The organism is Streptomyces sp. Ru72, assembly GCF_002920635.1.
GTDB lineage: Bacteria > Actinomycetota > Actinomycetes > Streptomycetales > Streptomycetaceae > Streptomyces.
In genome coordinates this window covers 64119-86003 of sequence record NZ_PQSR01000017.1, presented here as the reverse complement: position 1 = coordinate 86003, position 21885 = coordinate 64119, and the positions used below count along the sequence as shown (strand labels likewise).

18 protein-coding genes and 1 pseudogene are annotated in these 21885 nt (G+C 71.6%); 5 read left to right on the top strand and 14 right to left on the bottom strand.

The genetic code is table 11. The features are described from left to right. Positions 1 to 282 precede the first annotated feature (282 nt). Complete coding sequence (locus C3488_RS11285; protein WP_103839239.1) at positions 283 to 1812, top strand: UDP-N-acetylglucosamine 1-carboxyvinyltransferase; 1530 nt, start codon at positions 283 to 285, stop codon at positions 1810 to 1812. 213 nt (positions 1813 to 2025) lie between these two features. On the opposite strand, the pseudogene C3488_RS11275 reads toward C3488_RS11285, so the two are convergent. The 6 genes and pseudogenes from C3488_RS11275 to C3488_RS11250 form a co-directional block, all read right to left on the bottom strand. Further along, positions 2026 to 2513: pseudogene (locus C3488_RS11275) on the bottom strand (cation transporter); the annotation flags it as partial. A gap of 52 nt (positions 2514 to 2565) precedes the next feature. Continuing rightward, on the bottom strand, positions 2566 to 4059 hold the full coding sequence (locus C3488_RS11270; protein WP_103839237.1) for an HAD-IA family hydrolase: 1494 nt from the start codon (positions 4057 to 4059) through the stop codon (positions 2566 to 2568). 14 nt (positions 4060 to 4073) lie between these two features. Further along, a complete protein-coding gene (locus tag C3488_RS11265) occupies positions 4074 to 5156 on the bottom strand; it encodes an ABC transporter ATP-binding protein (RefSeq protein WP_103839236.1) in 1083 nt (360 codons plus the stop codon). Positions 5157 to 5159: 3 nt separating this feature from the next. Then, positions 5160 to 5978 carry an ABC transporter permease gene (locus tag C3488_RS11260; protein ID WP_103839235.1) on the bottom strand — a complete coding sequence of 273 codons (819 nt, stop codon included), beginning with the start codon at positions 5976 to 5978 and terminating at the stop codon, positions 5160 to 5162. Then, positions 5963 to 6865 carry an ABC transporter permease subunit gene (locus tag C3488_RS11255; protein WP_103839234.1) on the bottom strand — a complete coding sequence of 301 codons (903 nt, stop codon included), beginning with the start codon at positions 6863 to 6865 and terminating at the stop codon, positions 5963 to 5965. Before C3488_RS11255 ends, C3488_RS11260 begins: the two co-directional genes overlap by 16 nt. After that, positions 6862 to 8016, bottom strand: coding sequence for an ABC transporter substrate-binding protein (locus tag C3488_RS11250; RefSeq protein ID WP_103839233.1), 1155 nt, complete (start codon positions 8014 to 8016; stop codon positions 6862 to 6864). The genes C3488_RS11255 and C3488_RS11250 overlap by 4 nt, the downstream gene beginning before the upstream one ends. Before the next feature lie 221 nt (positions 8017 to 8237). Here C3488_RS11250 and C3488_RS11245 point away from each other — a divergent pair, with 221 nt between their 5' ends. Beyond that, on the top strand, positions 8238 to 8978 hold the full coding sequence (locus C3488_RS11245) for a GntR family transcriptional regulator (RefSeq protein ID WP_103839232.1): 741 nt from the start codon (positions 8238 to 8240) through the stop codon (positions 8976 to 8978). A 55-nt stretch (positions 8979 to 9033) separates the two neighbouring features. Here the strand turns inward: C3488_RS11245 and C3488_RS11240 are convergent, their stop codons facing one another. The 3 genes from C3488_RS11240 to C3488_RS11230 form a co-directional block, all read right to left on the bottom strand. Next, positions 9034 to 9462, bottom strand: coding sequence for a DUF6299 family protein (locus C3488_RS11240; RefSeq protein WP_103839231.1), 429 nt, complete (start codon positions 9460 to 9462; stop codon positions 9034 to 9036). 125 nt (positions 9463 to 9587) lie between these two features. Beyond that, complete coding sequence (locus C3488_RS11235; RefSeq protein ID WP_103839230.1) at positions 9588 to 9986, bottom strand: RidA family protein; 399 nt, start codon at positions 9984 to 9986, stop codon at positions 9588 to 9590. After that, positions 9983 to 11110, bottom strand: a complete 1128-nt coding sequence (locus C3488_RS11230) for an acyl-CoA dehydrogenase family protein (protein ID WP_103839229.1) — start codon at positions 11108 to 11110, stop codon at positions 9983 to 9985. Before C3488_RS11230 ends, C3488_RS11235 begins: the two co-directional genes overlap by 4 nt. A 99-nt stretch (positions 11111 to 11209) precedes the next feature. Between C3488_RS11230 and C3488_RS11225 the strand changes: the two genes are divergently transcribed. Both C3488_RS11225 and C3488_RS11220 read left to right on the top strand, forming a co-directional pair. After that, the gene (locus C3488_RS11225; RefSeq protein ID WP_258053372.1) at positions 11210 to 12979 is read left to right on the top strand and encodes an AMP-binding protein; all 1770 of its coding nucleotides are present in this window, start codon (positions 11210 to 11212) and stop codon (positions 12977 to 12979) included. A gap of 15 nt (positions 12980 to 12994) precedes the next feature. After that, positions 12995 to 13828: a PaaX family transcriptional regulator C-terminal domain-containing protein gene (locus C3488_RS11220; protein ID WP_103839227.1), complete on the top strand. Its 834-nt coding sequence runs from the start codon at positions 12995 to 12997 to the stop codon at positions 13826 to 13828. A gap of 22 nt (positions 13829 to 13850) precedes the next feature. On the opposite strand, the gene C3488_RS11215 is transcribed toward C3488_RS11220, so the two are convergent. Both C3488_RS11215 and C3488_RS11210 read right to left on the bottom strand, forming a co-directional pair. Continuing rightward, on the bottom strand, positions 13851 to 16196 hold the full coding sequence (locus tag C3488_RS11215) for a bifunctional salicylyl-CoA 5-hydroxylase/oxidoreductase (RefSeq protein ID WP_258053371.1): 2346 nt from the start codon (positions 16194 to 16196) through the stop codon (positions 13851 to 13853). A gap of 2 nt (positions 16197 to 16198) precedes the next feature. Further along, a complete protein-coding gene (locus tag C3488_RS11210) occupies positions 16199 to 17026 on the bottom strand; it encodes an enoyl-CoA hydratase family protein (RefSeq protein WP_103839225.1) in 828 nt (275 codons plus the stop codon). Positions 17027 to 17328: 302 nt separating this feature from the next. Here C3488_RS11210 and C3488_RS11205 point away from each other — a divergent pair, with 302 nt between their 5' ends. Then, positions 17329 to 17778, top strand: a complete 450-nt coding sequence (locus C3488_RS11205) for an ATP-binding protein (protein ID WP_103839224.1) — start codon at positions 17329 to 17331, stop codon at positions 17776 to 17778. On the opposite strand, the gene C3488_RS11200 is transcribed toward C3488_RS11205, so the two are convergent. The 3 genes from C3488_RS11200 to C3488_RS11190 form a co-directional block, all read right to left on the bottom strand. Next, positions 17738 to 19192 (bottom strand): amino acid permease, encoded by a 1455-nt coding sequence (locus tag C3488_RS11200; RefSeq protein ID WP_103839223.1) that lies wholly within the window; start codon positions 19190 to 19192, stop codon positions 17738 to 17740. The genes C3488_RS11205 and C3488_RS11200 overlap by 41 nt on opposite strands. Positions 19193 to 19342: 150 nt before the next feature. Beyond that, positions 19343 to 20350, bottom strand: coding sequence for an ornithine carbamoyltransferase (gene argF, locus C3488_RS11195; protein ID WP_103839222.1), 1008 nt, complete (start codon positions 20348 to 20350; stop codon positions 19343 to 19345). Between the two features lie 91 nt (positions 20351 to 20441). Next, positions 20442 to 21671: an arginine deiminase gene (locus tag C3488_RS11190; protein WP_181138968.1), complete on the bottom strand. Its 1230-nt coding sequence runs from the start codon at positions 21669 to 21671 to the stop codon at positions 20442 to 20444. Positions 21672 to 21885 lie beyond the last annotated feature (214 nt).

The following is a 21885-nucleotide window of genomic DNA, read 5'->3' as shown; positions in this document are numbered from 1 at the left end:
CTTCATTGATGTGCGCGTACCACCACGATCCTGCCGCCACGGCATCTCGGCCGATCCGCTAAGGTAAGGCTAAGTTAGGTAACCCTTACCGGAGCGGCTACTGCGGTACGCCTTCGGCAGATATCTCGATGTCGAGATAACTCTAGTACATGGGGCCGGGTAGGTCATGCGCGGCCGGAGGTCGACGCGACACACCAGCTGTCACCAGGCATCACTCTTTTCCCTTCACCCAAATGGACCCCACAAGATGCCCCATCTCATATCTGAGATAACCTCAGTCTCATGTCAGACGACTACCTCGTACGCATCGGCAAGCTCATCCGTGTCGCTCGCCAGCATCGTGGCATGACCCAGGCGCAGCTCGCCGAGGCACTCGGTACCAGTCAGAGCGCCGTGAACCGCATCGAGCGGGGCAACCAGAACCTCAGCCTTGAGATGATCGCCCGCATCGGGGAGGCCCTGGACAGCGAAATCGTGTCCCTGGGCTACGCGGGCCCCATGCATCTGCGCGTGGTCGGCGGCCGCCGGCTCTCCGGCGCGATCGACGTCAAGACGAGCAAGAACGCCTGCGTGGCGCTGCTGTGCGCCTCACTGCTCAACAAGGGGCGCACGGTGCTGCGGCGTGTCGCCCGCATCGAGGAGGTGTACCGCCTGCTGGAGGTGCTCACCTCGATCGGTGTGCGAACCCGTTGGATCAACGAGGGCGTCGACCTGGAGATCGTCCCGGCCGCGGACCTCGACCTGGACGCCATCGACGCCGAGGCCGCCCGCCGTACGCGGTCCATCATCATGTTCCTGGGTCCGCTGCTGCACCGCCTCGACCGCTTCAAGCTGCCGTACGCGGGCGGCTGCGACCTCGGGACGCGCACCATCGAGCCGCACATGATCGCTCTGCGCCGCTTCGGGCTCGAGGTCACCGCCACGGAGGGGCTGTACCACGCGACGGTGGACCGGTCCGTCTCCCCCGGCCGGGCGATCGTGCTGACCGAGCGGGGCGACACCGTGACCGAGAACGCGCTGCTGGCCGCCGCGCGGCACAACGGCGTCACGGTCATCCGCAACGCCTCCTCCAACTACATGGTCCAGGACCTGTGCTTCTTCCTCGAGGCGCTCGGCGTCGAGGTCGAGGGCATCGGCACCACCACGCTCACCGTCCACGGCGTGCCGAACATCGACGTCGACGTGGACTACTCCCCCTCCGAGGACCCGGTCGAGGCGATGAGCCTGCTGGCCGCCGCGGTGGTCACCGAGTCGGAACTGACGGTGCGCCGGGTGCCGATCGAGTTCCTGGAGATCGAGCTCGCGGTCCTGGAGGAGATGGGGCTCGACCACGACCGCACGCCCGAGTACTCCGCCGACAACGGCCGTACGCGGCTGGTGGACCTGACCGTGCGGCCCTCCAAGCTGGAGGCGCCGATCGACAAGATCCACCCGATGCCCTTCCCCGGCCTGAACATCGACAACGTGCCGTTCTTCGCGGCCATCGCGGCCTCCGCGCAGGGCAAGACGCTGATCCACGACTGGGTCTACGACAACCGGGCCATCTACCTGACCGACCTCAACCGACTGGGCGGGCGCCTGCAGTTGCTCGACCCGCACCGGGTGCTGGTCGAGGGCCCCACCCGCTGGCGCGCCGCCGAGATGATGTGCCCGCCCGCACTGCGCCCCGCCGTGGTCGTCCTGCTGGCGATGATGGCGGCCGAGGGCACGTCCGTGCTGCGCAACGTGTACGTCATCAATCGCGGCTACGAGGACCTGGCCGAGCGGCTGAACTCGGTGGGGGCGCAGATCGAGATCTTCCGGGACATCTGAACGGCGAGTGCCGCCGCACCCCGCTTGACCTGCCCGAATGCGGGTCAGGAGGGGGCGGCGGCACGGGGCGGGAAGTGCGCGCACTCCTCCAGGTTCGCGAACGTCCGGCACACGGTGGAGTCGTCCGGGGTGCGCCCGGACTGCGGCGGGCGGCGGGCGAACGCCCGTGAACACCGGCGCCGCTCCCCTTCCGGCGTGATCTCCGTAAGGGCGGCAAACGCATCCGTGTGCGCGGCCGCGGGCATCCGCCTCCCGTCCGGCCGCGCCCGGCGCGACGGTCGCGGGTGCCGCGCAGCACACCTGCGCACGCCACGCGTCGCGCCCCTCTTTCGCCGCGACCGCGGCGATGGCCGGGGACGCGACCGGATCGGCCCGCGACCAGCCGAGCAGGGCATGGGCGACCAGGCCGACCAGCAGCACCGCCGACAAACAGGTGTACAGCAGGGTCTGCTGGGAGTCGGCCACGGCGGATGCGGAGCCCAGTTCCCGTCCGGCGCGGCGCCGGGCCGCCGACGGGAACGGCATGACCATGAGCGAGCGTGCAGCCGGCCCGATACCGGGCACGGAGCGCGTGCCCTCACCCGTGCCGGTCAGGGCCGTACGGCGTCGACCGTGACGTAGGCGGCGAGCGCGAAGAACGACAACGCGATGATCCGCAACGCCCTCTTCTCCCCGGCCTCGCACACCGCGTACTCGCGGGCGGGTCCGGAGCCCCGACTCTCCCACCCTCGACCTGCGACTGCGCTGGACGGCCTACGCCGGTGTCCCGCACCCCGGGCGAACCTGAGCACGGCCCAGCGCGAACGTGGTCACCACCGCCGCGTGGTCCGACGGCCAGTCGTTGCCGGTGACGTCGGGCCAGGGTTGTGGGGTTCCGGTGACGACCGTGCGGGAGCCGATCACCGTCAGGCCGCGGTGGAGGATGTAGTCGATGCGGTCCTGGGGTTCGGGGCGTCGGCTGCCGTCCTCGTGCACGGGGTGGATCGGTGACCACGTGTGACCCGGATCGGCGGCCGGGTCCGGGTGGGCCTCGCGGTAGGAGTCGCGCAGGCCCGCCTCCTCGGCCGCCTTGGTGACCGGCCATTGCACGTCCGGCCAGTCGAGATGCGAGGGGCTGTTGAAGTCGCCGACGAGGACGACCGGCAGGGAGTCGTCGCCGGCCTCGGCGATCCGGCGCAGGGTGTCCCGCATCTGAGCCAGCCGCACTTCCTCGTGGGCGATCAGCCCGGCTCCGGACAGGCCGTCGAAGACGGCCTCGTAGGGTCCGTAGGGCGTGCAGTCGAGGTGGGCCGTCCAGACGTCGGTCTCCCGGTCCCCGACCGCGATCCGGACCCCGGTCGCCCCGTAGAAGCCGACACCCGGATCGCCGAAGCGGGCGGTGATGGGATGGCGGCTGATGATGCCGAGATTCTCGCCGGCGGCGTGGTGGTGCCAGCCGAGGGCTTCGGCCAGTTCCCGGGCCGCGGTACCGCCGGTCTCCTGCAGTCCGACCACATCCGCGCCCGTCTCCAGGATGGTCTTGAGCTGCTTGGCCCGGTGGTCGTCGACCTTGGTGCCGCCATGCCACAGGTTCCAGGTCATGACGCGCAGTTCGTAGGGAAGCAGAGCGGCGAGATGCTGCGTGGTGAGGCCGGACAGGCTCGAGCGTACGGTCCGGCCGGGTGCCGTGTCGATAGGGGCGAGTGAGGGCACCGCGAGAACCGCGCACCCGGCCGCCTCCGCCGATCGCACGCCGGTCTCGGTGTCCTCGACGGCGACGCAGGCCACCGGGTCGGCGCCGAGGGCGCGGCAGGCGGCGAGGTAGGGCTCGGGGGCGGGCTTGGTGTGCTCGGTGTCGTCGGCGGTGACGGAGACGGCGAAGCGGTCGGCGCCGAGGGCCTCCAGGACGGTGTCGGTGACGGCCCGGGGCGAGGCGGTGACCAGGGCGGCGGGGATGCCGTCGCGGGCGAGGGCGTCGAGGAGGTCGAGCGCGCCGGGACGGGGCTCGATGCCGGTGCGGACCCGGTCGGCGAACTCGCGGTGCAGTTCGGCGGCGAGGTCCGCGGCCGGCCTCCCCGTGGCCTCGCCCAGCCATGCGGCGGTGTACTCGACGGGGCGGCCGAGCACTTCCAACCGGTCCGCTTCGGTCAGGGGTCTCCCGGCGACGTGCTCCACCGCCTCCCACCAGAGGCGCTCGGTGTCGACGAGCGTGCCGTCCATGTCGAACAGGACGGCCTGGAGCGGGAGTCGGGGCTGGTGGGAGGTCACGTGTCTCTCTTCCACTATCGAGTCGTACGTGCAGCCACGAGCACCGGGCGCGCGGGCAGTGACACGCCGACGGCGGTTCCGGCGCCGATTCCGGCGGCCTCGTGCGCGGGCACGTCGGCCTTCACCTCGGTGCCGTCCGTGAGCCTGACGGTGAGGCGGACGACGGCGCCCAGGAACGCGGTGGCGATGACCCGTGCGTCACCCGTCTCGTCCGCCGTCACGCGCACCGCCTCGGGCCGCACCAGCACGTCCACGTCCGAGGCGTCCGGCGCGTCGCCGTCGACCGGGAGCCGCTGCCCGAGCACTTCCACGCCGTCGCCCCTGAGGACGCCGGGGATCCGGCTCATCGTGCCGACGAACTCGGCGACGAAAGCGGTCGCGGGCCGCCCGTACAATTCGGCCGGCTCGGCGCACTGTTCGAGCCGCCCGGCCCGCATCACGGCGACCCGGTCGGCGACCGACAGCGCCTCTTCCTGGTCGTGCGTCACGAACAGGGTGGTGATGCCGAGCTCCTGCTGGAGGCGGCGGATCTCCTCGCGCAGTGTCAGCCGCACCTTGGCGTCGAGCGCGGACAGCGGCTCGTCGAGGAGCAGGACGCGCGGCCGGAGGGCGAGCGCGCGGGCCAGGGCGATGCGCTGCTGCTGTCCGCCGGAGAGCTGGTGCGGGAACCGCTCGCCCTTGTCGGCGAGTCCGACCAGTTCCAGCAACTCTGCTGCGCGAGCGCGTCGTTCGGCGGTGCGCACCTTACGCATCCGCAGTCCGAAGGCGACGTTGTCGACGGCGTTCAGGTGCGGGAAGAGGCTGTAGGACTGGAAGACCATGCCGGCGTCGCGGCGGTGGGCCGGAACGCGGGTGATGTCCTCGCCGTCCACCAGCACGGCACCGGCGTCGGGGTGTTCGAATCCGGCGAGCATGCGCAGCGCGGTGGTCTTGCCGCAGCCGGACGGGCCGAGCAGGGCGAGGAACTCCCCCGGCCGCACGGTCAGGTCGAGCCCGTCCAGGGCGACGGTCGAGCCGAACTCCCGGCGCAGTCCCCGGAATTCGACGGTGGCGGCCTTTCCGCCGATGGCGGCTTTCTCAAGCGTGGTGGCGGTCATGGTTCATCCCCGGGAGGCAGTGGTACGGGAGCGTCCGCCGACACCGGCGAGCGCGAGGAGCAGGACCCATGTGACGAGCAGGCTGAGCACGGACACGGCGACGGAGAGCTGGGCGTTGGAGCCGCTGACGTTCACGATCCACACGGCGAACGGCTGGAAGCCGAGCAGCTGGGCCACAGTGAACTCGCCCAGTACCAATGCCAGTGTCAGGAAGGAGGCGTTGAGCAGCGCCCCGCGCAGATTCGGCAGCACCGCGCGGACCAGCGCCTGAGGCCGGCTCGCTCCGCAGCTGCGGGCTGCCTCGACGAGCGTGCGTACGTCGATGGCGCGCAGCCCCGCGTCCAGCGCGCGGTAGACGAACGGCAGCGCCATCACGACGTAGGCCAGGACGAGCACGACGGGGAAGCTCGGGTTCTGGATCGCCACGAACGTCTGGAACAGCGGAGTGCGGGAGAGGTGATCGGGTCCCCACTTCAGGACCGTGACGATCCCGGCGACGAACGCGATCGGGGGCACGACCAGGGGGAGCGAGCACACCACCTCCACGACCGGCCGCAACCGGGCCGCGCCGAGCCGCAGCGCGACCGTCGCGGGCACCATCAGCAGCAGTACGACGGCGATGGTGGCAGCGGCCAGCTCCAGGGAGAGCAGCAGGCTGGAGCCGAAGCCGGCGGTGGAGAAGATCTGCGTGTAGGCGTCGAAGGTGACGCCCTGCCCGGGCACGTCGACCGTGAAGACCACGGACGCCGCGAGCGGTACCAGGAAGTACAGCGCGGTGAGGCCGAGCACGGTCCACCGCCAGAGGTTCACGCTTCGAGCCATCGCGCGCTCCGTCGTTGCAGGGGCAGGTAGAGAGCCATCACCAAGCCCGCGACGAGGACCATGTCGAGGCTGAGGGCGAGCGCCACGTTCTCCTGGCCGACCAGCACGTTGCCGGAGAGGGCGTCGGATATCTGCAGGGTGACCAGCGGGATGGAGCTGCCCACCATGGCGGCGGCGGTTGCGTACGCGGCGAAGGCACTGCCGAAGAGCAGGACGAACCCGCCGAGCAGGGTGGGGGCGAGGACCGGCAGGGCGACGTGGAGCCAGTACTGCGCGGTGGTGGCGCCGTTGTTCTGCGCGGCCTCACGCCACTGCGTGCGCAGTCCCTCCAGGGCCGGGGTCACGGTGAGGACCATCAGGGGGATCAGGAAGTACAGGTAGACGATCACCAGGCCCCAGAAGCTGTAGAGGTCCCAGCCCTTCTTCTCCAGGCCGAGGTGCTGGGTCAGCACGCCGGCGTTGCCGAGCGTGGCGACGAACGCGAACGCCAGCGGGACGCCGCCGAAGTTGGCGAGCACGCCCGAGGCGGTGAGCACGCCTTCGCGCAGGCCGCGGAACCGGGAGGTCACCACCACCTGGGCGAGCGGCACTCCGAGCAGGGCGCCGAGGGCCGCGGAGACGGCGGACAGCCTGACGCTGCCGAGCAGGGCGGTCAGGTACGCGCCGTGCAGCGATGCGGTCAGGTTCTCGGCGCCGTACGAAGTGGCGCCTGTGCCCTGGTCCTTGATGCTGAAGGCGCCGTTGAGCATGGCAACGGCCGGCAGTCCGAAGGCGATCGCGGTGAAGGCCAGCAGCGGCACCAGCGCGAGCCAGGCGGGGGCGCGGCGCCGCCGCTTCACCGAAGCGACGGGCGGCGCCACGTCCGTCTCGATCACGGTGGCCGTCATCCGGAGACGGCCTTCCCCCAGCCCTGCGCGATGACCGTCTTGGCCTTGTCCTGCTGGGCCTCGGTCGGGAAGGAGGGCGTTCCTGAGACCTTCGGAAGCTTGGCCGCGGCCGTCTTGTCGAGCGTGCCGGCCTTCTCCATCCCGGCCATCAGGGCCGGGCGGGCGTAGCCCTCGAGCCACAGGTTCTGGCCCTCGGCGCTGTAGAGGTACTCCTCCCACAGGCGGGCGGCCGCCGGGTGCGGGGCGTCCTTGTTGATGGCCTGGGAGTAGTACTGGGCGAACTGGCCGTCGCTCGGCACGGCCACCTTCCAGTCCAGTCCCTTGGACTTGAACTCGTCGGCGTACCCGGCGTTGAGGTAGTCCCAGTCGATGCTGATCGGGGTCTCGCCCTTCTCGACGGTGGCCGGGGTCGACTCCACGGGCGTGTAGTTGCCGCTCTTCTTGAGCCTCGCGAAGAAGTCGAGGCCGGGCTGGATGTCGTCGAAGGAACCGCCGCTCGCGAGCGCGGCGGCCCATACGCCGGCGAAGGCGGAACCCGACTTGGTGGGGTTGCCGTTGAGCGCGACCTGGCCCTTGTACTGCGGCTTGAGCAGATCCTTGAAGGTGGTCGGGCAGGTCTTGACCCGCTTGGCGTCACAACCGATGGAGATGTAGCCGCCGTAGTCGTTGTACCAGCGGGCCTCCGGGTCCTTCTGTCCGGCGGGGACATCGGCGAACGAGGTCACCTTGTACGGCGCCAGCAGCCCCTGCTGGGCGGCGCTCAGCGCGAAGGAACTGCCCAGGTCCAGCACATCGGGAGCGCGGCCCTGGCCCTTGCGCGAGGTCACGGCGTTGATCTCGTCCTGGCTGGTGCCGTCCGGGTTCTCGACCTGGACCTTGATGCCGTACTTCTTCTGGAAGCCGTCGATGAGAGCGCCGTAGTTGGCCCAGTCTCGGGGCAGCGCGATGGCGTGCAGCGTGCCCTCCTTCTTCGCCGCGGCGACCAGCTTGTCCATGCCGCCGAAGCCCGCGGCGGAGGTGGCGGTCGCGGCGCTCTTGCCGCCGGCAGTGGTCGACACGTTGTCGGGGGCGGCGCCACAGGCACTCAGGGCGAGCGCGGCGACGGCGAGGGAACCGCTGAGCACGGCTGTTCTCGGCAGGGACACGGACACGGCTGCTCCAGGGGACGCACGAGGGCTGCGGAAAGACGCACAATGCGCATGACTTGTCTGAACAAGTTGAGCCTCAGTAGGCCCGCCTCAGGTGTCTTTTCCGTTAACTCCGCCGAAAAGATGTCCCTTTGTTTCCTGTGCAATCCTGCACGGAACAAAGGCCCGACGGATCTCGATTAGGCTGGTCACGCTGTGCACAGCAGTCGACTCAGAGGGGAAGCATGGCGGCGCGACACGAGGAGATCGCCGACGATCTGCGGCGGGCCATCGACCGCGAGGAGTACACGATCGGCAGCCGACTGCCCTCGGAGGCGGAGCTCGCCGCGCACTACGACGTCTCGCGCGGCACCGTCCGCCAGGCCATCGCCGCCCTCACCGCCGAGGGGCTCATCGGCTCCCGCCAGGGGGCCCGCCGCGTCGTGCTGGCCAGCCGCCGCAGCCAGAGTTTCGCCGAACTGCGCAGCTTCGCCCAGTGGGCGCGCGCCATGGGGCGCGAGGCGACGGGACACGTGGTCGCGCAGGAGTACCGCCGAGCGACCGAGGAGGACGCGGTACATCTGCAACTACGCGCAGGGACGCCCGTTCTGCATGTCCTCCGGGTGCGCGGCCTCGACGGCGAACCGGTACTGCTGGAGCGGACGGTCTACGCGGACTGGATCGCCCCGGCCGTCGAGGTCATCGAGCCCGACTGCCCGTCGGTCACCCAGCGCCTGTACGACGACACGGGCCTGGTCCTCGCCTACGGCGAGCACGTCATCGACGCGGTGACCGCCGGTGCCCAGGACGCCCGGCTGCTCGGCATCCGCCGCACGAGCCCCCTGTTGCGCATTCGCCGGGTCACCACCACACGCGAAGGGCGTCCCGTGGAATGGTCGGACGACCGCTACCGCTCGGACGCCGTGACCTTCAGCGTGCACAACTCCGTGGACAGCAACGCGCTGGCCCGCAAAACGGCCAAGTAAGAGCTGACGGACTCTCCGGTCCACCGTCTCGAACCGGCCGACGCACCGGCGGAGGTCAGCCCTTCGCCGTCAGGTTGACGTCCTGCTGCAGGACCGCGCGGAAGCGGGGCAGCGGGAGCCCGGAGCCGTTCAGTTCCGTCAGCGTGGCCTCGACCTGCGCCGGGCCCGGAGTGTACGCCCCCCGGCGGGTCTCGGAGTTGGTCCAGCGGTGCACGATGCCGTCGCACACGGCCAGGGTGCCGCCGACGCCGTGCTGGACGCGGTGGTCGCCCTGGGAGATCGAGGAGGACACGAAGACCGGGCCCCCGGTGCCGCCGGCGCAGCGGTAGGTGCCGGAGAGGGTGAGCGTGCCGTCGGGCGCCAGGTACCCGGTCGGGTCGACGGTCACCTCGTCGGACGAGCGGGACAGGGCACCCGCGGCGGGGGCGGAGGACAGGAGCAGAGCGGCACCGACGACCGGCACGGCGACCTGGCGCAGAGACATGGAAGCACCTCCTGGATTCGGGTGTTCCACAGGTACCGGGAGGCCGCGGTGCGGTCCGTGATCCTCACCCCTTCGGTGGCGAGTCCTCGGCGGCCGGGGCCGCACACGTCGTGCCCATGGCGTGGCTACGGGAGCACCGCGAAGCCGTCCAGTTCCACGAGCGCCTGCTCGTCCCACAGACGTGTGATCCCCACGACGGCCATCGCCGGGTAGTCACGGCCCGCCAGCCGCCGCCAGATGCGGCCCAGTTCCGGCGCGTGCGCGCGGTAGTCGGCCACATCGGTGGCGTAGACGGTGACGCGGGCGAGGTCGGCGGGGGCGCCGCCGGCGGCGCGCAGCGCGGTGAGCAGGTTGGCGAGGGCACGCTCGAACTGCTCGGGGAGCGTCTCGCCGACCACCTTGCCGTCGCCGTCGAGGGCGGTCTGGCCCGCCAGGAAGACCACGCGGGTGCCGGTGGCGACGACAGCGTGTGAGAAGCCCCTGGCCGGGGAGAGGCCGGGCGGGTTGACGCGCTCACTGGTCACGGGGCCTCCACGGTGGCGTACAACTCCTTGGCGATGATGCCGCGTTGCACCTCGCTCGCCCCCTCGTAGATCCGGGGTGCGCGCACCTCGCGGTAGAGGTGTTCGAGGAGGTGGCCGCGGCGCAGTGCGCGGGCGCCGTGCAGTTGGACGGCGGCGTCGACGACGTACTGCGCGGTCTCGGTGGCGAGCAGCTTCGCCATGGCGGCCCGCTTCGGGACGTCCGGGGCTCCTTCGTCGTACGCCGTCGCCGCCGCGTGGACCATGAGCCGGGCCGCCTCGGTGCGCAGGGCCATCTCGGCGACCTGGTGGGAGACCGCCTGGAGGTCCTTGAGCCGACCGCCGAAGGCGTCCCTTGCGGCGGTGTGGGCGATGGTCGCGTCGAGGGCGGCCTGCGCCATGCCGACCGCGAACGCGCCCACGCTGGGGCGGAAGAGGTTGAGGGTGCCCATCGCGACCCTGAAGCCGCGGTCGGCCTGGCCGAGCAGGTCGTCCCCGGTCACGGGCACCGCGTCGAAGGCCAGCGTGCCGATCGGGTGCGGGGAGAGCATGTCGAGGGGGGTGCCGGTCAGGCCGGGGCGGTCCGCGGGGACGAGGAACGCGGTCACACCGCGGGCGCCCGCGCCGGGGGTGGTGCGGGCGAAGACGGTGTAGAAGTCGGCTTCCGGGGCGTTGGAGATCCAGCACTTCTCGCCCGTGAGCCGCCACCCGGAGGGGCCGTCGGGCTCGGCCGCGAGGGAGAGCGCCGCCGCGTCCGACCCCGCGTCCGGCTCGGTCAGCGCGAAGGCGGCGACCGTGGTGCCGGCCCGGACGCCGGGCAGCCAGCGGGCGCGCTGGGCCGGTGTCCCGTAGGCGTGCACGGGGTGGGCGCCCAGCCCTTGCAGGGCGAGGGCCGTCTCCGCCTCGGTACAGGCGTACGCCAGGGACTCCCGCATCAGACACAGGTCCAGCGCCCCGGAGGTGAACAGCCGGTCGAGCAGACCGAGTCGGCCGAGTTCGGTGACGAGGGCGCGGTTGACGCGGCCGGGCTCCCCCTTCTCGGCGAGCGGACACAGCCGTTGCTCGGCCAGGGTGCGCAGTTCCGCACGCCAGGCCAGCTGGGCGGGGTCGAGCGAGAATGCGGTCATGGCCGGTCCCCTCTCCCTGACGGCCCCTCGGGGCCGGGTGGGCTGCTCACCCGAACGTATCGCGGACCGTTGACTGTCGTCACCAACACGATACGCTCGATGCGCGAGCCCACCACGACAAGGGGGCGAGACGTCATGGACCCGAGGGACGCCACCAGCGCCACGGACACCGAGAGCGCCGGCGAGACCGCGAGCGCCACCTTCACCGCCGGCGCCACCGACATCGCGAGCCGTGCGCCGGCCGTAGCTCCGCCTCCCGCCCCCACCGGCCACCGCGACACCTTCGCCCGTGACCATCTCCCGCCTCCCGAGCAGTGGCCCGAGCTCCGCTTCGACCTGCCCGAGCTGCGCTACCCCGAACGGCTGAACGCGGCGGTCGAGCTGCTCGACCGCACCGCCCCCGACCGCCCCGCGTTCCGCACGACGGACGGCGACGTGTGGACGTACGGACAGCTCCGCGCCCGTGTCGACCGCGTCGCGCACGCGCTCACCTCCCGTCTCGGTGTCGTCCCCGGCAACCGTGTCCTGCTGCGCGGCCCCACCACGCCCTGGCTCGCCGCCTGCTGGCTCGCGGTCCTGAAGGCGGGCGCGATCGCCGTCACCGTGCTCGCCCAGCAGCGCCCGCACGAGCTGCGCACCATGTGCGCCATCGCCCGGGTCGGCCACGCCCTGTGCGACGTCCGCGTGGTGGACGACCTGGTGAAGGCCGACGTTCCCGGGCTGCGCATCACCCCGTACGGAGGCGACGCCCCCGACGACCTGCTGCGTCTGCCGGTACCCGGTGAGCCGTACGCGCCGGTGGACACGGCGGCCGACGACGTCGCTCTGATCGCCTTCACCTCAGGCACGACGGGCCGCCCGAAGGGGTGCATGCACTTCCACCGCGACGTGCTCGCCATCGCGGACACCTTCTCGAGGCACATCCTGCGCCCGTGCCAGGACGACGTATTCGCGGGCAGTCCCCCGCTCGGCTTCACCTTCGGGCTCGGCGGACTCGTCGTCTTCCCGCTGCGGGCCGGCGCCAGCTCCTTACTGCTCGAACAGGCGGGTCCCAGGCAGCTGTTGCCCGCGATCGCCGAGCACCGGGTCTCGGTGCTGTTCACCGCGCCGACCGCCTACCGGGCGATGCTCGACGAGCTGGACGCCTACGACACGACCTCGCTGCGGCGCTGCGTGTCGGCCGGCGAGAACCTTCCCGAGGCCACCTGGCGGGCCTGGCACGAGCGCACCGGTCTGCGCATCGTCAACGGCATCGGCGCCACCGAGCTGCTGCACATCTTCATCTCGGCCGCGGACGACCGGATCCGGCCGGGAACAACGGGGCTTCCGGTGCCGGGGTGGCACGCGCGCGTGCAGGACGCCGACGGCGTGCCCGTACCGGACGGCGAGCCCGGACTGCTCGCGGTGCGTGGACCGGTCGGCTGCCGCTATCTCGCCGATCCACGGCAGCGGGAGTACGTCCGAGGCGGCTGGAACATCACCGGCGACACCTACGTCCGCGAGCCCGACGGCTACTTCCGCTATGTGGCCCGCGCCGACGACATGATCATCTCCGCCGGGTACAACATCGCCGGGCCCGAGGTCGAGGACGCCCTGCTGCGCCATCCGGACGTGGTCGAGACGGCGGTCGTCGGACGGCCCGACGAGGCGCGCGGGCAGATCGTGGTGGCGTACGCGGTCCTCAGGGAGGGCGCTCGACGCGACCCGGAGGCGCTGCGCGCCTTCCTGACGTCGGAGCTGGCGCCGTACAAGTGCCCGCGCGAGTTCGTCTTCCTGGACGCGCTGCCGCGCACGGCGACGGGCAAGCTCCAGCGGTTCCGGCTGCGCGCGGACGCCGACCCGGTGCCCGTGCGAGGTGATCATGAGTGACGCCGACGATCTAAAGTGATCAACGTGTCCGATCAGCACGCTCAGCACGCCCCGCGGTCCCTCATCGTCACGTTCTACGGCGCCTACGGCCGCTTCACCCCCGGCCCGGTCCCCGTGGCCGAGCTGATCCGGCTGCTCGCCGCGGTCGGCGTGGACGCGCCCTCCGTACGGTCGTCGGTGTCGCGGCTGAAACGGCGCGGGCTGCTCGTGCCGGAGCGCACGGCGACGGGCGCGGCCGGGTACGCGCTGTCGCCGGACGCACGGCAGCTGCTGGAGGACGGCGACCGCCGGGTGTACGCGACGGCGCCCACGAAGGACGAGGGCTGGGTCCTTGCCGTGTTCTCCGTGCCGGAGTCCGAGCGGCAGAAGCGGCACCTGCTGCGCTCCCGGCTGGCGGGGCTCGGTTTCGGCACCGCGGCGCCCGGGGTGTGGATCGCCCCCGCGCGCCTGTACGAGGAGAGCCGGCACACCCTGGAGCGGCTGCGCCTGGACGCGTACGTGGACTTCTTCCGCGGGGACCACCTCGGCTTCGCGCCCACCGCGGAGGCGGTGGGGCGCTGGTGGGACCTGGCCGCGATCGCCAAGCAGCACGAGGCGTTCCTCGACCGCCACGCGCGCGTGCTGCGCGACTGGGAGTCACGCGAGGACACGCCGCCCGAGGAGGCGTACCGCGACTATCTGCTCGCGCTGGACTCCTGGCGCCATCTGCCCTACGCCGACCCCGGGCTGCCGGCCGGCCTGCTGCCCGAGAACTGGCCGGGCGCCCGCTCGGCGGCGGTCTTCCGGGCGCTGCACGAGCGGCTGCGGGACGCGGGGGCGGTGTTCGCGGGCGTGGCGCATCTGCCATAGGCGACCTGGGCGCCTCGGGGCTTCAGCCCCCCAGTGTCAGGCGGGGTTTGGGGGCGTCGGTGCGGCCGGTGTTGGGGCGCCTGCTGCCCGCCCGGTAGGGCGCGGGCCATACCGCGCCCTGCCCGCCGTAGCCCTGTTCGGCCGCCGCGTGCAGGGTCCAGTGCGGGTCGTACAGGTGCGGCCGGGCGAGGGCGCACAGGTCGGTGCGCCCGGCCAGGATCAGCGAGTTGACGTCGTCCCAGGACGAGATGGCGCCCACCGCGATCACCGGTATGCCCGTCTCGTGGCGGATCCGGTCGGCGTACGGCGTCTGGTACGAGCGCCCGAACGCCGGCTTCTCCTCGGCCACCACCTGCCCGGTCGACACGTCGATCGCGTCGGCGCCGTGCGCGGCGAACGCGCGGGCGATCTCGACGGCCTCCTCGGCCGTGGTGCCGCCCTCGGCCCAGTCGGTCGCGGAGATCCGTACCGTCATGGGCCGCTCCCCGGGCCACACCGCCCGCACGGCGTCGAAGACCTCGAGCGGGAAGCGGAGCCGCCCCGCGAGCGAGCCGCCGTAGGCGTCGGTGCGGTGGTTGGTGAGCGGTGAGAGGAAGCCGGAGAGCAGGTAGCCGTGGGCGCAGTGGAGTTCGAGGAGGTCGAAGCCGGCGCGGGCGGCGCGGACGGCTGCGGAGGTGAACTGCTCGCGGATGTCGGTGAGTTGGGCGCGGGAAAGTTCGCGGGGCGTCTGGCCGCCCGGTTTGTACGGGATCGGCGAGGCGGCCACGAGCGGCCAGTTGCCCTCCTGAAGCGGCTCGTCCATGCCCTCCCACATCAGCTTGGTGGAGCCCTTGCGGCCGCTGTGCCCGAGCTGCACCCCGATCGCGGTGCCCGGCGCCTGGCTGTGCACGAAGTCGGTGACGCGCCGCCACGCCTCGGCCTGCCGCCCCGTGTAGAGGCCGGCGCAGCCCGGGGTGATGCGTCCCTCGGGGCTCACGCACACCATCTCGGTCATCACCAGCCCGGCGCCGCCGAGCGCCCGTGCACCCAGGTGGACGAGGTGGAAGTCGCCGGGGACGCCGTCCACGGCCGAGTACATGTCCATCGGCGAGACCACGACCCGGTTGCGCAGGGTCAGGCCGCGAAGCCGGAAGGGGGTGAACATCGGGGGTGTGCCGGGCGGGCAGCCGAACTCGCGCTCGACCGCCTCGGTGAAGCGGGGGTCGCGCAGCCGCAGGTTGTCGTGGGTGACGCGGCGGCTGCGGGTGAGCAGGTTGAAGGCGAACTGGCGGGGCGGCTGGTCGAGGTACAGCCTCAGGTTCTCGAACCACTCCAGACTGGCGCGGGCGGCGCGCTGGGTGGAGGCGACCACCGGGCGCCGCTCCTCCTCGTAGGCGGCCAGGGCCTCGGGCAGCGAGGCGTGCTCCTCCAGGCAGGCGACCAGGGCGAGCGCGTCCTCCACCGCGAGTTTCGTACCGGAGCCGATGGAGAAGTGCGCGGTGTGCGCGGCGTCGCCGAGCAGGACCACGTTGCCGTGGGACCAGTGCTCGGTGACGACCGTGCGGAAGGTGGTCCAGGTGGAGTTGTTGGAGTGCAGGGGCCGGCCGCGCAGGGCGTCCGCGAAGGTCTTGGCGCAGCGCTCGATGGTCTCGGCGGTGTCCAAGTCGGCGAACCCGGCCGCGTGCCAGACCTCCTCGCGCATCTCCACGATGACCGTCGAAGCACCGGATTGACTCTGCGGCCCGGAGGGCCTCGTCGAGGGATGGTGGTCGGGCGACGGGCGGGCATACGGGTAGCCGTGGAGCTGCATCACGCCGTGCTCGGTCTCGGCGATCTCGAAGCGGAAGGCGTCGAAGGGGAAGTCGGCGGCGAGCCAGATGTACCGGCAGCGGTGCTCCTCCACCGAGGGCCGGAACACCTCGGCGTACGCCTCGCGGGTACCGCTGTGCACCCCGTCGGCGGCGATGACGAGGTCGTACGCCTCCGAGAGCCGGGCCGGGTGCGGGGCCTCGGTGCGAAAGCGCAGGTCGACGCCGAGTGAGCGGCAGCGCTCGTGCAGGATGCTCAGGAGCCGCCGCCTGCCGAGCGCGGCGAAACCGTGACCACCGGAGGTGTGGCGCACGCCCCGGTGCACGATGTCGATGTCGTCCCACCGCACGAACTCGTCCTTCAGGGCGGCGTACACGACGGGGTCGGCGTGCTCGATGCCGCCGAGGGTCTCGTCGGACAGGACGACGCCGAACCCGAACGTGTCGTCGGGAGCGTGCCGCTCCCAGACGGTCACCTCGCGGGCCGCATCGAGCCGCTTGAGCAGGGCGGCGGCGTAGAGGCCACCGGGGCCGCCGCCGATGACGGCGACGCGCAGCGGCCGCCCTCCGGTGCCGGTCATGGTCACCTCCCCCGCCATTTCGGTGCCCGCTTCTCCGAGAAAGCCGCGTGGAACTCCGCGTAGTCCTCGCTGTTCATCAGCAGGGCCTGGGTCGCCGCGTCCAGTTCGACCGATGCCGCGAGCGGCATGTCCAGTTCGGCCGTGAGGAGGGCCTTGGTCTGGGCGTACGCCAGCGCCGGGCCGTCGGCCAGGCGGCGGGCCAGCGCCTCGGCCGCCGCGTCCGCGCCGCCCTCCTCCGTCAGCTCGCTGATCAGGCCGATCCGCTCGGCCTCGGCCGCCCGCACCGGCTCGCCCAGCATGAGCAGCCGGGTCGCGTGGCCGAGCCCGACCACCCGGGGCAGCAGATACGCGGCCCCCATGTCACCGCCGGAGAGCCCGACCCTGGTGAAGAGGAACTGGAAGCGCGCGGTGGGGTCCGCCACGCGGAAGTCCGCGGCCAGGGCCAGGACGGCACCCGCGCCCGCGGCCACCCCGTGCACCGCCGCGACCACCGGGAACGGGCACTCCCGCATGGCCCGTACGACCTGACCGGTCATCCGGTTGAAGTCCAGCAACCCGGCGGTGTCCATGGACAGCGTGGCACCGATGATCTCGTCCACGTCTCCGCCCGAGCAGAAGCCGCGCCCCTCTCCGCCCAGGACCAGGGCGCGCACGGACCTCTCCCGGGACAGTTCGGCGAGCAGGTCGCGCAGGTCGGCGTAGGCGCCGAAGGTGAGCGCGTTGATCTTTCCGGGGCGGGCCAGGGTGACCGTGACGACCCCGTTGTCGTGGACGCACCGCACATGGCGCCAGTCGGAGGTGCGGGCGGCGGAGCCGGTGAAGGGACTCATGACGTGCGGCCTCCTCGGACGGGGGCGGCGGTCCTCGCTGCTGCTCTGTCATGAAGTTATCACCGATCCGTGACTGTCGTCATGAGGGCGCGATATGACTGCAACGGCGACCGGCGGACGCCCCGGGCTGTCACACCTTCTCGACAGGCCGGTAACGGCGGGCACTGCCATGCGCGACGGGCCGCCGGTCCGGGTAGGCAGCCCGGTACCGGGGCCGACGACGCCCCCGGCGAAACCCGCCGACCGCCCTGAAAGGGGCGCGCCGTACGATGCCCCTTGTTGAAAGCAGGACCGCCTGCGCCATGAACGGACCCGCCTTGTTCGAATCCCCCGCACTCGCCTCCTGGCGCATCGCCCTGCCGCACACCACCGCCGCCGTGCCCGTCGCCCGCGCTCTGGTCCGTACGGCGCTGGCGGAGCTGGAGCACGCGGCCGACAGCGACACCGCGGAGCTGCTGACCGCGGAGCTGGTCGCGAACGCCGTGGAGCACGCCGCGGGGCACGGGCCGATCGAGCTGGTCGTGGAGCTGCTGCCGACCGGCTGCACGGTGGAGGTGCACGACCCGGACCCGGCGCCGCCCGGCAACCTCACCCACTCGCTCCCGGTGGCCCCGGACCCCTGGCAGGAGCACGGCCGGGGGCTGCTGCTGATCCGCGCGCTCAGCTCGTCCTGCGGACACCGCCCCACCGAGTCCGGCAAGGCGGTGTGGTTCAGACTGCCTGTGGTTCCCGCTCAGCGGCGTCCGCTGTGACGGCCCCGGCCGTGAGCCGGGAGTGCCGGCGCCCGTAGAGCGCGTACCCAAGGGAGCCGACCGCGAGGAACACCGCGAACTGCGCCCAGGTCGCCCAGCCCGTCTCGTACATCAGGTACAGGCAGAAGCCGACGCCGAGCAGCGGCATCACCGGGTAGAGCGGCACGCGGAAGCTGCGGGCGAGGCCCGGTTCACGGCGGCGCAGCGCGATCACGGCCACATTGACCACCGCCATCGTGGCGAGCGTGCCGATGGTGCACAGGTTGACCACGGAGTCGAGCGAGGCGAAGGCCGCCGGGATCGCGAAGACGATCGCGACGATCAGGGTGCCGCCGACCGGCGTCGAGGTCCTCGGCGAGACCCGTTCGAAGATCCGCGGGATGAGTCCGTCGCGCGCCATGGACATGAGGATGCGGGTCTGACCGTACATCACGGCGAGCACCACCGAGGCGATGGCGACGACCGCGCCGAAGGCGATGACACCGCCGCCGACCGTCGAGCCGGTGACCTGGTTGACGACGTACGACAACGCGGCGGGCCGGCCCCCGACCGCGGGCCCGCCGATGGCGCCGATCGCGGCGAGTGCGACCGCGCAGTACAGCAGGGTGACCAGTCCGATGCAGACCAGGATCGCGACGGGGATGTCGCGCCGCGGGTTGCGGGCCTCCTCACCGGCGGTGGTGATCGCGTCGAAGCCGATGTACGAGAAGAAGGCGGCCGTGGTGCCCGCGCCGATGCCGCCGAGGCCGGCCGGCGCGAACGGCGTCAGGTTGCCGTGCTTGAAGGCGGTGAACCCGATGGCGCAGAAGGCGACCAGGATCGCCAGCTTCAGGACGGCCATGGCGGCGGTGGCCCAGGCGCTCTCGCGCACGCCGCGTACGAGGAGGACGCAGGCCAGCGCTATGACGATCACGGCCGGCAGATTGACGATCCCCCCGTCGCCCGGCCCGGCGGAGAGCGCGGCGGGCAGCTGCGCTCCGGTGAGACTCTGCAGCAGCTCGTTGACGTACTGGCTCCAGCCGACCGCGACGGCCGACACGGACACGCCGTACTCCAGGAGCAGGCACCAGCCGACGAGGAAGGCCGTCCCCTCGCCGAGCCCGGCGTAGGCGAAGGAGTACGACGACCCGGACACCGGGATGGCGCCGCCCAGCTCGGCGAAGGCGAAGGCGGTGAACACGCAGGTCAGGGCGGCGAGCACAAAGGAGACGACGACGCCGGGCCCGGCCTGGGCGACCGAGTCGGACAGTCCGACGAAGATGCCGGTGCCGACGATCGCGCCGACGCCGAAGCACACGAGCTGGAACAGGCCCATGTGGCGCTTGAGGCCGTGCCCGGCCAGATCGGTGCCGGCCTCGGCGACGAGCAGTCGGGGGGACTTGATGCGGAACGGGTTGGCAGGACTGCCGGGCATACGGGTGGTGCTCATTTCAGGGGTGCGGGTGCGGCCGGGTGGGCCGCTCGACGGGCACGGAAGGGATGGTTCCGGCTCGGTCGGGGATCGTACGGGAAGGTGCGGGGCTCGCGCTGTGGCCGTCGTCGCAGCCGGTGGGCGAAGGACCGGTCAGGCCAGCGTCGCGACGAGGATCGCCTTGATGGTGTGCATCCGGTTCTCGGCCTCGTCGAAGACGACGGAGTGCCCGGACTCGAAGACCTCGTCGGTGACCTCCAGCTCGGTCAGCCCGTGCCGCTCGTGGATCTCGCGGCCGACGGCGGTGCCGAGGTCGTGGAAGGCCGGCAGGCAGTGCAGGAACCTCACCTCGTCGTTGCCGGTGGCGCGCAGCACGTCCATGGTCACCGCGTACGGGCCGAGCAGCGCGATGCGCTCGTCCCAGACCTCCTTGGGCTCACCCATCGACACCCACACGTCGGTGGCGACGAAGTCGGCTCCGCGCACGCCCTCCTTGACGTCCTCGGTGAGTGTGATCCGGGCGCCGGAATCCTCGGCGAGCCGCTGCGCAGCCTCGACGACGGTCTGCTCCGGCCACAGCACCCGGGGCCCGACGACGCGGACGTCCATCCCGAGCAGGGCGCCGGTGACCAGGTAGGAGTTGCCCATGTTGTTGCGGGCGTCGCCCAGGTAGGCGAAGGCGATCTCCGTCAGCGGCTTGTCGCAGTGCTCGGTCATGGTGAGCACGTCGGCGAGCATCTGGGTGGGGTGCCACTCGTCGGTGAGGCCGTTGTAGACAGGGACCCCGGCATGCGCGGCCAGCTCCTCGACGACGTCCTGACCGTGCCCGCGGTACTCGATGGCGTCGAACATCCGGCCGAGCACGCGGGCGGTGTCCTTGACGGACTCCTTGTGCCCGATCTGGGAGCCCGCGGGGTCCAGGTAGGTGGTGTGGGCACCCTGGTCGGCGGCGGCCACCTCGAACGCGCAGCGCGTACGCGTCGAGGTCTTCTCGAAGACGAGCGCGATGTTCTTCCCCGTGAGGTACCGCGTCTCGGTCCCGGCCTTCTTGGCCGCCTTCAGCTCGGCGGCCAGCTCGATCAGACCACGGAACTCCTCGGCGCTGAAGTCCAGCTCCTTGAGGAAGTGGCGTCCGGCGAGGGCGGTCGGGACTGTCGCCATGGGGCGCTCCAGAGGTACGAGGGGACGGGGCGAACACGGGAACGAATGGAAGTCTATACGATGCCCCACATTTCTATACGGCGCGACTCTTTCACGCGCCCACGCTGTCCCTCTCCACCGGACAGCTCATGCACCGGGGACCGCCACGTCCCCTCCCCAGCTCACTCCCCGGAATCTCGATCACTTCGATGCCCCGCTTGCGGAGATGCGTGTTGGTGGTGGAGTTCCGCTCGTAGGCGATGACGACCCCGGGCTCCACCGCCAGGACGTTGCACCCGTCGTCCCACTGCTCCCGCTCGGCCGCGTGCACGTCCTGCGTGGCGGTCAGCACCCGGATCTCGCTCAGCCCCAGCGCGGCGGCGATCGCCCGGTGCATGTGCTCCGGCGGATGATCGGTGACCTTCAGCTCCTTGTCCCCGGCGCCGGGCTCGATCGTGTAGGAGCGGAGCATGCCGAGCCCCGCGTACTGGGTGAACGTGTCGCCGTCGACCATGGTCATCACCGTGTCGAGGTGCATGAAGGCGCGGCTCTTCGGCATGTCGAGCGCGACGATGGTCCGGGCCGATCCGGCGGCGAAGAGCTTGGTCGCCAGCATCTCGACGGCCTGCGGCGTGGTCCGTTCGCTCATCCCGATGAGCACCGCGCCGTTGCCGATGACCAGCACGTCACCGCCCTCGATGGTGGACGGGTAGTCGGACTGCCCCTCGGACCAGAGGTGGAAGTCCTCGTCACGGAACAGCGGGTGGTGCCGGTAGATCGCCTCGAAGTGGACGGTCTCACGCTGACGCGCGGGCCAGCGCATGGCGTTGATGGAGACCCCGTCGTAGATCCAGGCGGAGGTGTCGCGCGTGAACAGGTGACTGGGGAGGGGCCACAGGAGGAAGTCGTCGAGTTCCATCACATGGAACCGCACGGAGGTCGGCTCCGGATGGGCGTCGAGGAACTCCCGCTTGGTCATGCCGCCGACGAGGGCCTCGGCGAGCTCCGCGGAGGGCAGGGCGTCGAACGTGGCGCGGAGGTGGTCGGTGGCGAGCGGACCGTACTCCTTCTCGTCGAAGACACGGTCCAGGACGAGGGACCGGGCCGCCGGGATGTCGAGGGTCTCGGTGAGCAGGTCACCGAAGAGATGCACGGTGACTCCGCGGTCGCGCAGCACGTCGGCGAACCCGTCGTGCTCCGCGCGCGCCCGGCGCACCCACAGCACGTCGTCGAAGAGGAGCGCGTCCTTGTTGCTCGGGGTGAGCCTTTTGAGCTCGAGATCGGGCCGGTGCAGAATGACGCGCCGCAGCCGCCCGGCCTCGGAATCGACGTGGAATCCCATGCCTCCATCCTGACCATTCGGGCACGCGTTCACCCCTTGTTCGCGCCGAATCGGACGGATACCGATTCCGGTCGGCCGTTCGGGGCCGCCGTCGGCCGCGCGGCGCCCGCCGAGCATCGTGGCCGCCGGCCGGCGCCGACTGCCTGCGCACGAGTGCGGCGACCACGCTGCAGGTGCCGTCGACCGGAACACGCGCTTCGCGCGACGGGGGCCG

What these genes read in the sequence shown, in the direction of transcription:
- C3488_RS11285 (WP_103839239.1), top strand. Translation starts at nt 283, where the DNA reads ATGTCAGACGACTACCTCGTACGCATCGGCAAGCTCATCCGTGTCGCT.
- C3488_RS11265 (WP_103839236.1), bottom strand. Translation starts at nt 5,156, where the DNA reads ATGACCGCCACCACGCTTGAGAAAGCCGCCATCGGCGGAAAGGCCGCC.
- C3488_RS11260 (WP_103839235.1), bottom strand. Translation starts at nt 5,978, where the DNA reads ATGGCTCGAAGCGTGAACCTCTGGCGGTGGACCGTGCTCGGCCTCACC.
- C3488_RS11255 (WP_103839234.1), bottom strand. Translation starts at nt 6,865, where the DNA reads ATGACGGCCACCGTGATCGAGACGGACGTGGCGCCGCCCGTCGCTTCG.
- C3488_RS11245 (WP_103839232.1), top strand. Translation starts at nt 8,238, where the DNA reads ATGGCGGCGCGACACGAGGAGATCGCCGACGATCTGCGGCGGGCCATC.
- C3488_RS11240 (WP_103839231.1), bottom strand. Translation starts at nt 9,462, where the DNA reads ATGTCTCTGCGCCAGGTCGCCGTGCCGGTCGTCGGTGCCGCTCTGCTC.
- C3488_RS11230 (WP_103839229.1), bottom strand. Translation starts at nt 11,110, where the DNA reads ATGACCGCATTCTCGCTCGACCCCGCCCAGCTGGCCTGGCGTGCGGAA.
- C3488_RS11225 (WP_258053372.1), top strand. Translation starts at nt 11,210, where the DNA reads ATGCGCGAGCCCACCACGACAAGGGGGCGAGACGTCATGGACCCGAGG.
- C3488_RS11215 (WP_258053371.1), bottom strand. Translation starts at nt 16,196, where the DNA reads ATGACCGGCACCGGAGGGCGGCCGCTGCGCGTCGCCGTCATCGGCGGC.
- C3488_RS11210 (WP_103839225.1), bottom strand. Translation starts at nt 17,026, where the DNA reads ATGAGTCCCTTCACCGGCTCCGCCGCCCGCACCTCCGACTGGCGCCAT.
- C3488_RS11205 (WP_103839224.1), top strand. Translation starts at nt 17,329, where the DNA reads ATGAACGGACCCGCCTTGTTCGAATCCCCCGCACTCGCCTCCTGGCGC.
- C3488_RS11200 (WP_103839223.1), bottom strand. Translation starts at nt 19,192, where the DNA reads ATGCCCGGCAGTCCTGCCAACCCGTTCCGCATCAAGTCCCCCCGACTG.
- argF (WP_103839222.1), bottom strand. Translation starts at nt 20,350, where the DNA reads ATGGCGACAGTCCCGACCGCCCTCGCCGGACGCCACTTCCTCAAGGAG.
- C3488_RS11190 (WP_181138968.1), bottom strand. Translation starts at nt 21,671, where the DNA reads ATGGGATTCCACGTCGATTCCGAGGCCGGGCGGCTGCGGCGCGTCATT.